Genomic DNA, 14,328 nt, shown 5'->3' on the forward strand with positions numbered 1-14,328 from the left:
ATCAAGTCTCCTTTTGGGGAGCCGACGTTTGCCAGGCGACTCCCCCTGTCATTATTTTTTCGTTAGATCATCAAAGCGGATTGCTTCGTCCAAACGTGGTGTAAAAGTAATGCTTTCACTTACCCCGTAGTTCACGGCATTTTGGTAAAGGAAAATATGTGGTCTCTCTTCAGCTACGATTTCTTGAATTAATTGATACTGTTTTTTACGCTCTTCTTCGTCTAAATTTTGGCCTGCAGCGTTAAATAGTTCCTCGACTTCTTCATTTTTATAATCCGTCTGACCGGCCGCTCGCTCCTCGGTATAGTGAACTAAGGAATAAGATGCATCAAGCAAACCATCTGCCAAGCCAATCATAATTAATTCTTCGTTCGACTTTGAATTGTATTCATCCAAAAACGCACTTGATTCAAGTAATTTCAGCTCTGCATTGATGCCTGCTTCACTTAACATACTTACAATTAGTTGTGCTACTTCACTATCCAATGGGTAACGACCTCTTGATGAAGTAAAAGTAATATCAATTCCATCTGGATGTCCAGCTTCCGCTAAAAGTTCTTTTGCTCTTTCTACATCATAAACCCGTGTATTTGTTAAATCCGGGTTTGTTCCAAATACGCCTTCTGGAACTCTGGTACGAACCGGGACTCCTGTACCCTGAAGAACTGAATCCACAATTGCTTGCTGATCGATAGCAAGATCAATCGCTTCCCGAACTTTTGGATCAGAGGTTACATACCCTTCCGTTGTGCGAACCATTAAAAGACTAACTCTAGTTGTTTCACCATTTACCAAATCAACGCCTGATTCTGACTCAACACGCTCCCATTCGTTTGGTGGGATATCTGTTGCAACATCAACCCCACCTGTCAGCAATTCACCAACTCTGGTAGAACTTTCTGGAATAGCACGTACTTCAACTTTATCCCATTTAGGTTTATCCCCATAATAATCTTCAAACGGTACCAGTGTTACGCGATCATCACGAATCCAATCTTCAAATTGATAAGGTCCTGACCCAATTGGTTTCTCTTGAAATCCTTCTATTCCTACTTCCTCAAAATAAGCTTTGGGAAGTATATCGGATCCACTTTTCGCAAGAAGATTTAGTATTGTAGGCATTGGTCCATCTGTAATAATTTCCACCGTTTGCTCATCTTTTACGTTTACTTCCTTCAATTGTTTAAAGTATGGATATTCCTTTAAAGTTTCATCAGTCATAACGCGCTCCAAACTAAATTTTACATCTTCCGCCGTAACTACCTCTCCGTTATGAAAAGTTGCTTCTTTTAAAGTAAACTCCCAAGTTTCTTCATCGATTTGTTTGTACGTGTCCACAAGGTCTTCTTGCAATGCTAGTTCGTTGTCCCACATAAATAAACGGCTAAACATATTACGATGAACACGGTCCCCTGTGGTGCTTAAAGAATTTTGTGGATCGATTGACGGAATGTCAGCAGCTTGTGCTAGGACAAGAGTATTACTATCGTCCTCGCTTCCTCCTGCTGTTTCTCCTTCATTACTACAGCCTGCAAGTGTCATGATAACTAAAATTAGAAAACCAATGCTAAAAGTACTTATTTTTTTCATTTCCATCCCCCTATTTTGATTATTCAGTTATTAATAGCTAAACATCTCCAAAATGCCGCATGACATTTGCCGTAGCCTTTATCCCCTTTATAAAATCATCTACATAAATATTCTCATTGGGCCCATGAAAGTTTGACCCTGTGTTTGCAACGCCAATCTGAGCAGCAGGTATCTCCGTATTTGCAAGTAATTTTTCCATTGGGCTAGATCCTGCCAGATTACGCATGATGATAGGTGGCTCTTCGTACACTTCCTTCATACTGTTAATAACCGTATCAACAAACGGATTCTCCGAGTCCGAATTAAATGGGAGTAGTCCAGCAAGCTGCTCAATTTCAATATCTCGAAAGCCGTGTTGATCCAAATGTTTACGCAACAAATCTATCACCATTTTCGGAGTCTGCCCAGGTACTATTCGAAAGTCAATCTTCACTTTGGCCCTGGATGGCAGTACTGTTTTGGCCCCTTGTCCAGTATCCCCTGCTTCCAACCCACAGATTGTGCAAGTTGGGGCGGCCGTCAAACGCTCCTTCAACTCTAATCCAGTTACACCAGTAAGAAAATTGTCTATTTGATAATGAGTTTTTGTATGCTCTTCATCATAATCCATCGTTTGAAAAAAAGCCTTTTCTTTTTCTGTTAGTTCTAAAATATGGTCATAGAACCCATCAATTAGTATTTTTTCATGCTTATTCTTTAATGTACTCAACGCCCATACTAGACGCCATGCAGGATTTTCAACTACAGCCCCTTCCGACGAATGAAGATCAAAAGCTGCGCCCCTAACTCGCAATTCTACAAAGCATATCCCTTTCACTCCAAAGCTGATATGCGGACGTTTGTCATGAACATTACGCATGCCCCCTTCCCAAATCATGGCATCTGTTTTTAGCTTTTCCGGATTCTCTAATGCAAATTTTTTTAAGTTAGGACTACCAACCTCCTCTTCCCCTTCAATAATGAATTTCACATTAACCGGTAAATCGCCATGAACTTTCTGATAGGCGTGTACTGCTGCTATTCGTGCTGCTATATTTCCTTTATTATCTGCTACCCCTCTTGCAAAGATCTGTCCATTCTCAACTCTCGCTTTAAACGGGTCAGACATCCATTCTGCTAATGGATCTGGAGGCTGCACGTCATAATGGTTGTAAAAAGTCAGAGTTCTTTTACTACCATTATCGATCTGCCCATAAATAATCGGATATCCAGCAGTCACAACTTCTTCCACATCTGCTCCCAAATCCTCCAGAAGCTGTATCACCAACTCCTTCATCTCCTGCATCCCTATATTTTGTGCAGAAATACTTGGTTGATTACACATGGATAACAACCAATGTTGATACAAGGATGCATGTTCTTCTATTTGTTGAAAAAGTTTTTCCACACAATCCCTCCTTTTTCATTATATAAAATATAATATTATAACATTATAAAGTTATAATATTATTGTATAGTTTCGCAAAATAATAATTTTTAGATATTTTTCTTCAAAAAAACTACAAATCTATTTCTAAGTAAAAGTTAGATTGTTCTTGTTTTAAAATAAATCGTGAATACTCAATTATAGTCCCTTCTTCATCAACTGTATAACGCTCAAGCGAAAATAATTGTTCTCCGACTGGGAGTTGTAATAATGCTGCCTCATAGCTGTCAGCAAAAATAATCGAGAAATATACTTTTGCTTTCCCTAGCTTCTTATGATAAGTCTGGGTAAACAAATTGTAGAGTAGTTCTTTTTCCATATCATTTTCGAGTAGTCCGGGAAAGAGATGTACTGGTATATAGGAATATTCTATTGCTACCGGAATATCTTCTCTTAACTTTATTCTATGAATTTTATACACTTCATCTTCCTTCATTTCAAGTTTTCTTTTAATATCAGAAGATGCTTTCTCAGCCTTAAGGTTCAACGTTCGGTGAGGATGATACTGGTTTTCCCAAGCTTCATTCCTTAAAGAAACAAGTCTTGTTAAATTAGTTTCATCCTTTGTTTTAACAAAAGTACCTTTACCACTTTGTCTGTATAGCAAACCCTCATGTACTAAATCATGAATGGCTCGTTTGATCGTGATGTTACTAACATTAAATGTCTCTGCAAGCTTTTTTTCGGTCGGGAGTTGATACCCGACGTCCCATTCCTTACTTGTAATCTTAGCTTCCAATATATGCTTCACTTGATCATATAAAGGTGTAGATAAATCCTTGTCTACTTTCATACTATACTCCCTATCAAAAGTTATAATATTATATTAAATATTTGTGTATTGTTGACAAGTATAATCTCATTTTTTTATGAAGTCAACTGTATATTTATAATTTATTCTAAAAATCTAATTATTATATAAAAATCAGAAAAATAAAACCCTTACATTGTAAAATGATTGTAGTAGACTCCTATTCTACCGATAATTACCAAAGATAAGGAGGTTGATTATACAATTTTAAAACCAACTACATTTGAAACAACAAATTGCTCTTTTTGCTTGCGCTCTGTAACTACGTTATCTTCTCCTGCTTCCAAATTCTGACTAGAACAATTCCCATATTATTTTAGGCTTTTCAAAAGTAAGTAACTTCATAAAACAAAAACATCCCGAGCAATCCCTTACCCGGGATGTAGTTTATATTTTTCAAAATCCAGGCCGTCCTTTTGCGACACGCTTTGACCTGTTATTAGTTCCTTATTCAGGTGCTGAAACCTTTACAAGCTGTTTGCCAATATTTTTTCCTGAGAACAATCCAAGGAAAGCATCTGGAATCTTTTGAAACCCTTCATAAATAGTTTCTTCATAGTGCAAATTGCCTTTACTCACAGCATTTGCTAATTCTTCATATGCTTCAGCGTAATGGTCAGAGAAATCACCAACAATAAACCCTTGCATGAGAACACGGGACTTCACAAGAAATTGCTGTACCCGTAAACCGATATCCTGTTCTCCTTCCTTTAAATTATAAGAGGAAATTGCTCCACAAACAGGTACACGCGCAAATGTATTTAGCATGGGCCATATATGATCGGAAATTTCGCCACCAACATTTTCGTAATATATATCTATGCCATCAGGACAGGCATCTTTTAGTTGTTTTCCAAAATCATCTTTTTTATATTCCACGGCTTTATCGTAGCCTAACTTGTCTTTTATATAGTCAGCTTTCTCTTCAGAACCGACAATACCAACAACCTTGGCTCCAGCCTGTTTAGCAAGCTGCCCTGCAACCTGCCCAACAGCTCCTGCTGCTCCAGATATCACTACTGTTTCTCCTCTTTTAGGCTTTCCAATGTGCATCAGGCCAAAGTAGGCTGTTAAACCGGGCATTCCAAGCACGCTGAGAGCAGCGCTCGGATCTAATCCATTTGTTTGTACTTTACTAACCTGATCTGGTTTTTCTACATTGTACTCTTGAAACGGTAAATTCCCTCTAACGATATCACCTTTTTGCAGTTGATCGCTTTTTGTCTCTACAACTTGCGCGACCACTCCACCAGCTAATGGTTCCCCGACTTTAAATGGAGCAACATAAGAAGGCGCGTCTGACATCCTTCCCCTCATATATGGATCTACTGAGACATAAAGTGTTTTTAATAATACTTCTCCATCTTTTGGGGTACCCTTCTCTACCTCTTTAAATTGAAAGGTGCTATCATTAGGTAACCCATTAGGGCGCTCTTGAAGAATAAGTTGTTGTTGTTGTGTCATTGATTTTACCTCCCCTAGTAATTTAAACTTTTAACCACTCTATTTATTTTCCCCATTTATCAAAAGTTAAGCATCAGCATAGCTTCTCATAATTTCTACCAGCTGCATTTCCCATATACATCTGATGAACTAAAAAAGAACAATACCTCAACTGGTACTGTTCTTCACATTATTATTTTTCTCTTAACTGTTCCTGTAATTGGTTTAACGCTACGTTTAACTGCTCCATCATGACTTCCATGCCTTCTTTTTTAGACATGTCTTCTGGTAAATATATAGGTTCACCGTAAATAATATGGGGTTTTACCCGTTTAAACAAGTCAGTAAAATTATTTGGGCCTGTATAAGCAACAGGAAGAATAGGAACTTTAGAATGTCCGGCAATGGTAACAGCTCCGCGTTTTAAAGGAACTTCTTCACTAGTTCTTGTCCCACTAGGAAAAATCCCAACCACTTTGCCCTCTGCAAGCAGTCTTCGAGGTACCTTAATCGTACTCGGGCCTGGGTTTTCTCGGTCAACTGGAAATGCATTAAGATGTTCCATAAGCCATTTCAGTCCTTTAGACTTAAATAACTCCTTCTTAGCCATATAATGTATTTTGGTTGGTAGCATGGAAACTCCTAGCCAAAGAATATCTACCCAACCAGTATGCGTACAAGCAATAACATAACCATCTTTCTCTTTTGGAATGTTTTCTTTTTGGTGAACCCTCAGTCTACCAAATAAAGTTAATATAAGTTTAACAAGATTAGCAGCAAATGTGTATATCATGCTCTCTCTCCTTACCTGCTTGTTTCTTTGTTTCATTTTAACACAAACTATTAGCACCTGGTACTATTTTCACAAAAAACGTTAAAGTTCCTTAAGAATCCTACTAAATGCCCTTCTTATAATAATATGAAATCAAAATAAAAACCAGTACCTTTAATAAGATACTGGTTTCATCATTACGAAGCAGGAGTGTCAACTTGCTCATATTCTGTTTTAGGTGGTGTAACCCGTTTAATAAAGAAACCGAGAAGCAGTGCAACGACTGCAATCCATGTGGAAACGAAGAAGGTGAAATTAATCCCTTCTAGCATAGCCTCATTTGCAAGCTGCACTTTAAATGCTGCCATTCCGTCGGTGCTTTGCGGTACATTCCCAGAAGCCATCGCCTGGTCTAGTAGATCATTTCCTGCTGATTCACTTCGTTTGTTCATAACAGTAAGAAGTAAGGCAGAACCAATTGCACCAGAAACCTGTTGGATGGTACTGTTCATTGCCGTACCGTGTGGGTTATCTCTCATTGGTAACTGATTTAACCCATTGGTCATAACCGGCATCATGACCATGGAAATACCAAACATCCGAATGGTATAAAGTAACATAATAAAGTAATAACCCGAGTCAAGATCTAAATTACTAAATAAATAAGTTGTAAGAACCGTAATAGATAAACCGATAATCGCAAGTATTCTTGCACCAAACCTGTCAAACAAGCGTCCCATAATAGGAGACATAATTCCCATAACAATTGCGCCTGGTAACATAAGCAATCCAGAATGGAATGGTGAAATCCCACGAATAGTCTGCACATACAATGGCGTTAAGATCATTGCCGAGAACATTGACATGGAAAGGACAATCGAGATAGCTGAGGATAATGCAAACATTGGATGCTTATATATTCTGAACTCCAGCATTGGTTCATCCATGTGTAATTGTCGCCAGATAAAACCGAAAAGTGCTATAGCTCCAACAATAATAGTTCCATAGACTTCTAAGGCATCCCAGCCTTTTTCACCCGCCATACTAAAGCCGTAAAGGATACCACCAAACCCTATGCTAGATAAGATAAGAGAAGGTATATTTAAACGTACCTCACGATTTTCTGTTATATTACTTAATTTTATAAAAGCAAACACTAAAGTAAATAAGGCAAATGGTAAGACAATACCGAACAATACGCGCCAATCATAATGCTCGATTACCCAGCCTGACAAAGTAGGACCAATGGCTGGAGCTGTAATCATCGCCAGACCGAAAATCCCCATGGCACTTCCTCTTTTTTCCACTGGAAAAGCTGTAAGCATTACGTTCATTAGCAATGGCATCATCACAGCTGAACCTGATGCTTGTATCATCCGCGCTAGGACAAGTATTCCAAAGCTTGGCGCCAACATTGCCAACAATGTCCCTATAGAGAATAGCGTCATGGCAGTAAGAAACAGCCTTCTATTAGTGAATTTCTGAATAAAGAAAGCACTTGCTGGGATCAGAATTCCATTTACCAACATATACCCTGTGGTAATCCATTGAACAATTGATGGTGATACATCAAATTCTGTCATAATGGTCGGTAGAGCTACATTCAATAATGTGTTATTTAATAAAGCTACGAAAGCCCCGATAAATAGAATGGCAATCATTCCATAAGGAGGTTTTTCATGCATTTGTTTTATATCCAACGTTCATTCCCCCGTTCATACTCGTTGTATAAAATTTGTACTTGAAGTTCAACACTTGATTATTTTATACCCTCCGTTCACTTTTGGCAAGAGGAAATTTTCTTTTTTAACAAGGGAATTGATTAGATAATCTTTTTAAGTTAAAATTATATTATACTAACAGTCTAAAGGTGATTATATGAATGAGCGTAAGCGACAAGTTTTATTAACAGCACAGCGTCTGTTTATCGAAAAAGGATTTAGCACGACATCCGTACAAGATATTTTGGAAGGGTCTAAAATCTCTAAAGGAACCTTCTATAATTATTTCACGTCAAAAAATGAATGCCTTGTGGCCATTTTGGAATATGTAAATGAAGAAACCTTTGTAAGAAGAAGAGAATTATTAATTGGTGAAAAGAAGTCCGACAAACACGTTCTTGCTAAGCAGATTGCAGTCCGGATGCAAATCAACCGTGAAGAAAATCTATTTATGTTGTTTGAAGCCATTTTTCATTCTGGTGATCAGGAGTTACGTGACTTTGTGAAAAAGAACCATTTAAAAGAGCTGTCCTGGCTTTCAGAAAGATTGATTGATATTTATGGAGAAAAAGCCTCTCCTTATGCACTAGATGGTGCCGTATTATTACTTGGTATGATGCAGCAGATCTTTCATATTTGGGCTGCAGCAAGCAATAACTTGGGAGAAGTAGACACATTGGTCTTATATGTATTACGTCGGATGGATGCCATCATACCAGGACTTGTTTCTAACCAGGACACCCTTCTAAATGAAGAAGTCGTAGTTTCACTAAAACGGAGTCTTAATAGCAAGAAATATTCGAGAGACCAAGTGGTGGAGCAGCTTACTGGTTTTACAGAAAAACTATCTGATGAAGCGAATGTGGACGGAAAACAATGTATCCATTTTCTAATGGAAGAATTAACTGCAGACAGCCCTCGCATCTATCTTATTGAAACAGTAACTCGCGCCTTTACCAATGCTTTCACAGGAACTACTGATGAATTAGAGGCAAGAGAAATTGCATCTAGACTTTGGAGCTATGTTGATACAGAAAATAATGCTTAAAAGAAAGAAAAGAATTTTCCTCATTCGTCACCATCTAAAAGTCACCTAAATACAGGTGACTTTTCTTACGGGTTATTTATCTGAAAATTAAATTATTAATTCATAAGCCTAAGGGAAGCTGTCATGACGGTATTTGCCGTTAACCTTCTTTATATAAATTTAGGCAAGGTAAAGTGAAACTTCAATCAGTGGGGGTTTTCATTCATACCCCACTGATTGTTAGAATGAAGTAATTACCTTCATTCGCCTATGTTATTTTACTCTTATTATAAGTCGCATAAATTGCTCGGATGTTTTCATTAAATTATGGTAGGCAGTCAATTCTTTCATCGATTCATCTAAGGAAGTCGGTTCTTGGATGATCGGAAAGCAGGCAGTAATCCCATGTTCATGTAAGCTGGCGACATCCTCGGTAATGGCCCCTGCTACTGCAATAACTGGAATGCCATATTGTTTGGCCAACTGGGCTACTCCCATAGGGACCTTCCCGTAAATTGTTTGGTTATCAAGTTTCCCTTCCCCTGTAATGACAAGGTCTGCACCTTCTATGTAGGAGGCCAACTTCACATGCTCCATTACGAGGGAAATACCAGACTTTAATTTGCCATTAAGGAATGCATGGAAGGCTGCCCCAAGTCCTCCAGCGGCTCCTCCTCCTTTAATGGTATGAATTATCAAGCCTGTTTCACGGTTAACAACAGAGGCGAAATACTTCAACCCATTATCAAGTTGTTTCACCATGTCAAGATTTGCACCTTTCTGAGGACCGAAAACAACAGCTGCGCCATCCTTTCCATATAATTCGTTCTCCACATCACATGCTACTCGAAAGGTACATTCTGTCAGAACAGGGTGCATTCCAGCTATATTTATTTTCTCAATAAGAGCGAGCTGTGCACCACCAAACCCAACTTCATTTCTTTTCCTATCAAAAAACTGAACCCCGAGTGCTTGCAACATACCAATCCCAGCATCATTGGTAGCACTGCCACCGAGTCCGATAATAAAATCACGGCAACCTTGGTCAATTGCATCCATTATCAATTCTCCCACTCCGAAAGTTGTGGTTAGCGATGGATTTCGCTGTTGCTTTGTTAAAAGCGTAAGGCCACAAGCTGAAGCAACTTCGATAATAGCTGTTTGACCGTTTCCACTTATTCCATAAGTAGCCATAACTTTATCATGGAGCGGACCAGTTACTAGTTTTTCTCTAAAGACGCCTCCTGTTGCATGAACAATTGCCTCTACAGTACCTTCTCCTCCGTCTCCCATTGGAAGAGAAACAATCTCCGTTTTAGGGTCTGCTTTCGTTATCCCTTCTTTAATGGCTTTACTCGCTTGAATTGATGAAATGCTCCCTTTAAATGAATCGACCGCAATGACAGTCTTCATTATTTGTCACCCTTCCTCCTACCTTAACGTCATGATTATTTCCGGGGAAATCATGAACTCCCTTGCTTTTTTAGAGACACCAATGGTTCCAGTCGGCCTCGATTATAGCGCTGGGCTATGATGATTGGTATATTTAAAGAAAATGCATAAAGAATCATGATAATTCCAGCCCAAAACGGGTTCCAAATAAAGAAGAAACCAGCAGGTAGAATAGAAAGCCAGTGCGTTAATTCTGCGCGGCGCGACTCTTTTATAAAATTGATCAGTGACTTAGTATCACGGCCATGTAGCTGTTTTTTATTATAACCCGCTCCCATTATAACTGTTCCATCAGGAATTAATCCCTTCCAGCTCTTCACACGGAAATAGCGTTGCCACAATCGCCCTCCTTTTTCCCATGGTCGAATTTTACAAACCAAACGATCGTGCTCAAACCAGTGATCTGGCATAGAGAGTGTCAGGTAAGATATTGCCATATGAATCACAGCCCATGCAATGATATCTATTATTACGATCCACACTACTGGAAGTTCTACAAATGGCATCGTACCTACTCCTTAATTTTATAGTTTGATTTTCCTCCCACGCCAGCTTACAGTACGCCTTATATAAGTTAAATAGATAGACCAAATAAACAGGATAGTGAAGAACAGGAATAACATAGGATATAATGCGATTACAATAGTTGAAAACCTTCCTGTCCTACGAGCAAAAATCAACACTTGGACAAAGAAAATAATATACAGTATAGTTGCTATCGTTATCCACATAGTCAAGTCGAGGATGCTTGCTGTTATTAAAAATGGCGTCGTAAGAAAAGCTCCGCTTATCCAGAAACTGATCAAAATAGTAACCAGTGGATGTGTTTCCTGTGAAGCTGTTGCAAAGCTCTTTGTCCACCCTTCCCACAATGAGCCCAGCCCTTCTGGATACATTTGAAAATTGATAAGCCCTTTCCCTCCATAGCAGCGAACTGGATAACCAGCCTTTCTAAAAGCCTCACCTAAAGCTAGGTCATCCATAACAGCATTTCTTATCCCTTGGTGCCCTCCAGATTTCATGTAGTCCACCTTACTACATAGAATACAAGGACCAAAGGAACCAGCACCTTTCAGCTTTTTGCCCCAAACTGTAAACACATTCATCCCTACCATAACAATAATGTTAAAAATGGCAGAGAGATTTTCATAGGGACGTTTAATAGTATGGTATGGTTGAAGCGATAAGATGCCATGAGCTCCTAATTCTTGGTAAGTTGAGGAGAGCTGTACAAGACTTTCAGGTGTCTGTAATTGTGTATCTGCATCCAGAAAGAGCAGCCAATCACCCGAGGCATGCTTAGCCCCCATCCAGCAAGCCGCTGTTTTACCTAGCCAACCATTTTCTAAATGATCATTCCGGATCACTTTTACACCGTAAGATGCGGCAATGGATACTGTTTCATCGATAGATCCGTCATCAACTAAAATTGTCTCAAACTTTATTCCTTTTTGAGATAGTAAGGAATCAAGTAGTGGTATTATTCGTTTCGCTTCATTCCGTGCAGGGATTATAATAGATAAGTTACCTTCAACAGTCTGGCTTTCTGAACTCCGGCGAGGCAGAAGAATTTTCCAAAACATAAGAAAACCACACGTAACCCCAGCACATATTAAGACTACACAACAAAAAAATAAAAAGTTCACGTTATCCTCCCACTTTACTTTTCTTGGTGTCTCGATTAAGGCATCTTACTTAGATGACCGTGCATTATCCCGCTTCACAATTTTCTGACATACCTGCTGACCACTTAGTGTAACCATTGGCATACCTCCGCCAGGGTTTACTGTTCCCCCAACAAAATAGAGGTTGTCATATTTCTCACTATGCTTCGGATGCTTGAAGCCTTTATTTTTTTTCTTATCTGATAGTGTCCCGTATATGGACCCACGGTGAGAAGCATAGGTACTTTCAATATCATCTGGTGTCCACATATCCTCTGTTACAATATGTTTGCGTAAATCCGTCAATCCCATTGTTTCTAGCTTTTCTAGTACTACTTCACGAAACTGCAAGTAGTCTTGCCTGTCAAAAGGAACATCCTGCTTATATGGAATATGTGGAAGCACCTTAATATTCTCATAGCCTTCAGGAGCTTGCTCTGGATCCGTTTTATTAACATTTACAAGATAAATTGTTGGGTCATCTGGCAATTCATGATTACGGAATACCTTGTTCATCTGCTTCTGAAGGTCTTTAGAGAAAAAGAAATTATGGTGGGCCAACTGTGGGTATAGCCTGTTTACCCCTAAATGAAGTACGAGTCCAGAACTTGATGGCTCAAACTGCTTTTCTAGCTTTTTAATAAAGGCTTCACTTTCTTGTAGTAAGTCCTTGTAAGCTGGTATTACTTCCATATTTGATATGAAATAGTCAGCCCTTATTCTTTCGCCACCTGCTAATTCTGCTGCAATAATTTCGTCCCGTTCATTTTTTATTAGCTTGTTTATAGGCTGGTTCTTATGTAACGACACTCCTAACTCCCTTGCCAACCTTTCCATCCCACCAGCAATTTTATGCATTCCCCCTGGGACATACCAGATACCTTGGGCATGCTGCATATAAATCATCATATTTAAGATAGCTGGTGCATCATATGGAGATGAGCCAACATACTTAATAAAATAGGAAAGCATATTACGTAGCTTTGGATTGCTAATTCGCTTTTTAATCGCTTCATACATAGTGGAGAAAAGATCAAACCCAGTAAGCGAATGCACAACACCATGGTGATTTATCATTTCTTTTGTAGAATCAAGACCTTCCGCAAAGTAACCTTTTTCTGTCATGTTATATAAATCCCGAGCATAATGAAGAAAATTTTGATACTCTGCCATGTCGTGCTTGGTTAGATCAGGGTTCTCTTGTACCATTTTTCCCAAATCCGCATATAAATCAATTTTCGATCCATCAGGAAAGAATGATCTCCATTCATGTTCAAGCCTCATCGATGGTATATAATCTTTCATTTTGCGCCCACTTTTAGTAAATAAAGCTTCAAAAATGTGTGGCATAGTTAACATGGATGGTCCTAAATCAAACCCAAACCCATCCTGATCAAGCCGATTTACTTTACCACCGAAGTGATCATTTTTTTCATAAAGGGAAACTTGATAACCCTCCTGCGCGAGGGAGATTGCTGCAGAGAGACCCCCAAGTCCTCCCCCGACAATTAATACGGATGCCTTTCCTGTCATATGTGCACCTTCCTTATCCAACTTTTCCTTTAGTCTCTTGGTAAATGCGCTTCATCACTATTGGTGAAACATAGTTGCGCCTTTTCAAACAATCATAATTATGATCCCGGACCGCCTGTATAATACCACGGTAAATTTGAGCCGATAATAAAACGGGAAACTGACTGTCCTCGTCATAATAATGGATCTCTTCTGAGAAAGTATCATATAACGCTTCGGCCCGTACAGCCATTTTTTCCCAAACTTTAATAAAACCTGGATTTATTTGCTGCCGATCCAATTCCTTAGTTGTGTACCCTTCCTTCTCTAATTCTAACATTGGCAAATAAATACGCCCATTGTGGAAATAATCCTCTCCCACATCCCGCAGCATATTTGTAAGCTGCATCGCTATCCCGAGATTAACAGCATGCTCACGGAGGTCTACCGCAGCTTCCGACGCTATAATGGGTAACAACATTAATCCTACTGACCCTGCTACATAGTAACTGTACTCCTCCACTTCCTCCATTGTCTCAGGTGAGCGGAAGTAAATGTCCATCCTTTGGCCAAATAATTGATCATAAAAGGGCTGTAATGACATATCGTAGCGATTGAACACATCCCGAAGTGCACGCCATAAGGGATGGTCTTTTTCCTCCTGTTGTTCGAACAAATATAGATCTTGTCTTAAGCCATTTAATGCTAATTCCTGTTCTTCTTTCGTAGAAGAATTGTCAACACTATCATCAGCCAGCCTACAAAATGCATAGATAGCAAAAACTGCCCTTGCCTTGTGTTCAGGGAGTCGCTTAAAAGCATAGTAAAAGCTCTTAGAATGTCTTTTAATTATATCCTCACAATAGCGATAATCCTCTTCTAAACGATTTAGATTTTTGACCTTCATGCT

General features: G+C 39.0%; 12 protein-coding genes. 1 reads left to right on the forward strand and 11 read right to left on the reverse strand.

Features of this window, described 5'->3' with window-relative positions:
- Positions 1 to 51: 51 nt before the first annotated feature.
- From BN988_RS04915 to BN988_RS04940, 6 genes are all read right to left on the reverse strand, one after another.
- Complete coding sequence (locus tag BN988_RS04915; protein WP_036573697.1) at positions 52 to 1,590, reverse strand: ABC transporter substrate-binding protein; 1,539 nt, start codon at positions 1,588 to 1,590, stop codon at positions 52 to 54.
- Between the two features lie 37 nt (positions 1,591 to 1,627).
- Entirely contained in the window at positions 1,628 to 2,977 is a 1,350-nt protein-coding gene (locus BN988_RS04920; RefSeq protein WP_036573700.1) for a M20/M25/M40 family metallo-hydrolase, read from the reverse strand.
- A 112-nt stretch (positions 2,978 to 3,089) separates the two neighbouring features.
- Entirely contained in the window at positions 3,090 to 3,809 is a 720-nt protein-coding gene (locus BN988_RS04925) for a GntR family transcriptional regulator (RefSeq protein WP_036573703.1), read from the reverse strand.
- A gap of 465 nt (positions 3,810 to 4,274) precedes the next feature.
- Positions 4,275 to 5,291 carry an NADP-dependent oxidoreductase gene (locus BN988_RS04930; RefSeq protein ID WP_036573705.1) on the reverse strand — a complete coding sequence of 339 codons (1,017 nt, stop codon included), beginning with the start codon at positions 5,289 to 5,291 and terminating at the stop codon, positions 4,275 to 4,277.
- 172 nt (positions 5,292 to 5,463) lie between these two features.
- Positions 5,464 to 6,060 carry a lysophospholipid acyltransferase family protein gene (locus BN988_RS04935; RefSeq protein ID WP_036576369.1) on the reverse strand — a complete coding sequence of 199 codons (597 nt, stop codon included), beginning with the start codon at positions 6,058 to 6,060 and terminating at the stop codon, positions 5,464 to 5,466.
- 179 nt (positions 6,061 to 6,239) lie between these two features.
- Complete coding sequence (locus BN988_RS04940; protein WP_036576371.1) at positions 6,240 to 7,727, reverse strand: DHA2 family efflux MFS transporter permease subunit; 1,488 nt, start codon at positions 7,725 to 7,727, stop codon at positions 6,240 to 6,242.
- 193 nt (positions 7,728 to 7,920) lie between these two features.
- On the opposite strand from BN988_RS04940, the gene BN988_RS04945 reads away from it, so the two are divergent.
- Complete coding sequence (locus tag BN988_RS04945) at positions 7,921 to 8,811, forward strand: TetR/AcrR family transcriptional regulator (RefSeq protein ID WP_036573707.1); 891 nt, start codon at positions 7,921 to 7,923, stop codon at positions 8,809 to 8,811.
- A 252-nt stretch (positions 8,812 to 9,063) separates the two neighbouring features.
- Here the strand turns inward: BN988_RS04945 and BN988_RS04950 are convergent, their stop codons facing one another.
- From BN988_RS04950 to BN988_RS04970, 5 genes are all read right to left on the reverse strand, one after another.
- The gene (locus BN988_RS04950) at positions 9,064 to 10,203 is read right to left on the reverse strand and encodes a glycerate kinase family protein (RefSeq protein ID WP_036573709.1); all 1,140 of its coding nucleotides are present in this window, start codon (positions 10,201 to 10,203) and stop codon (positions 9,064 to 9,066) included.
- 50 nt (positions 10,204 to 10,253) lie between these two features.
- Complete coding sequence (locus tag BN988_RS04955) at positions 10,254 to 10,748, reverse strand: glycosyl-4,4'-diaponeurosporenoate acyltransferase CrtO family protein (RefSeq protein ID WP_036573711.1); 495 nt, start codon at positions 10,746 to 10,748, stop codon at positions 10,254 to 10,256.
- A gap of 18 nt (positions 10,749 to 10,766) precedes the next feature.
- On the reverse strand, positions 10,767 to 11,825 hold the full coding sequence (locus BN988_RS04960) for a glycosyltransferase (protein WP_081779409.1): 1,059 nt from the start codon (positions 11,823 to 11,825) through the stop codon (positions 10,767 to 10,769).
- Positions 11,826 to 11,933: 108 nt separating this feature from the next.
- A complete protein-coding gene (locus BN988_RS04965) occupies positions 11,934 to 13,439 on the reverse strand; it encodes a phytoene desaturase family protein (RefSeq protein WP_036573714.1) in 1,506 nt (501 codons plus the stop codon).
- 13 nt (positions 13,440 to 13,452) lie between these two features.
- Complete coding sequence (locus tag BN988_RS04970; RefSeq protein ID WP_036573717.1) at positions 13,453 to 14,325, reverse strand: phytoene/squalene synthase family protein; 873 nt, start codon at positions 14,323 to 14,325, stop codon at positions 13,453 to 13,455.
- Positions 14,326 to 14,328: the final 3 nt, after the last annotated feature.

Origin of the sequence: Oceanobacillus picturae (assembly GCF_000612865.1) — a bacterium.
In the GTDB taxonomy this organism is placed as follows: domain Bacteria; phylum Bacillota; class Bacilli; order Bacillales; family Amphibacillaceae; genus Oceanobacillus_B; species Oceanobacillus_B jordanicus.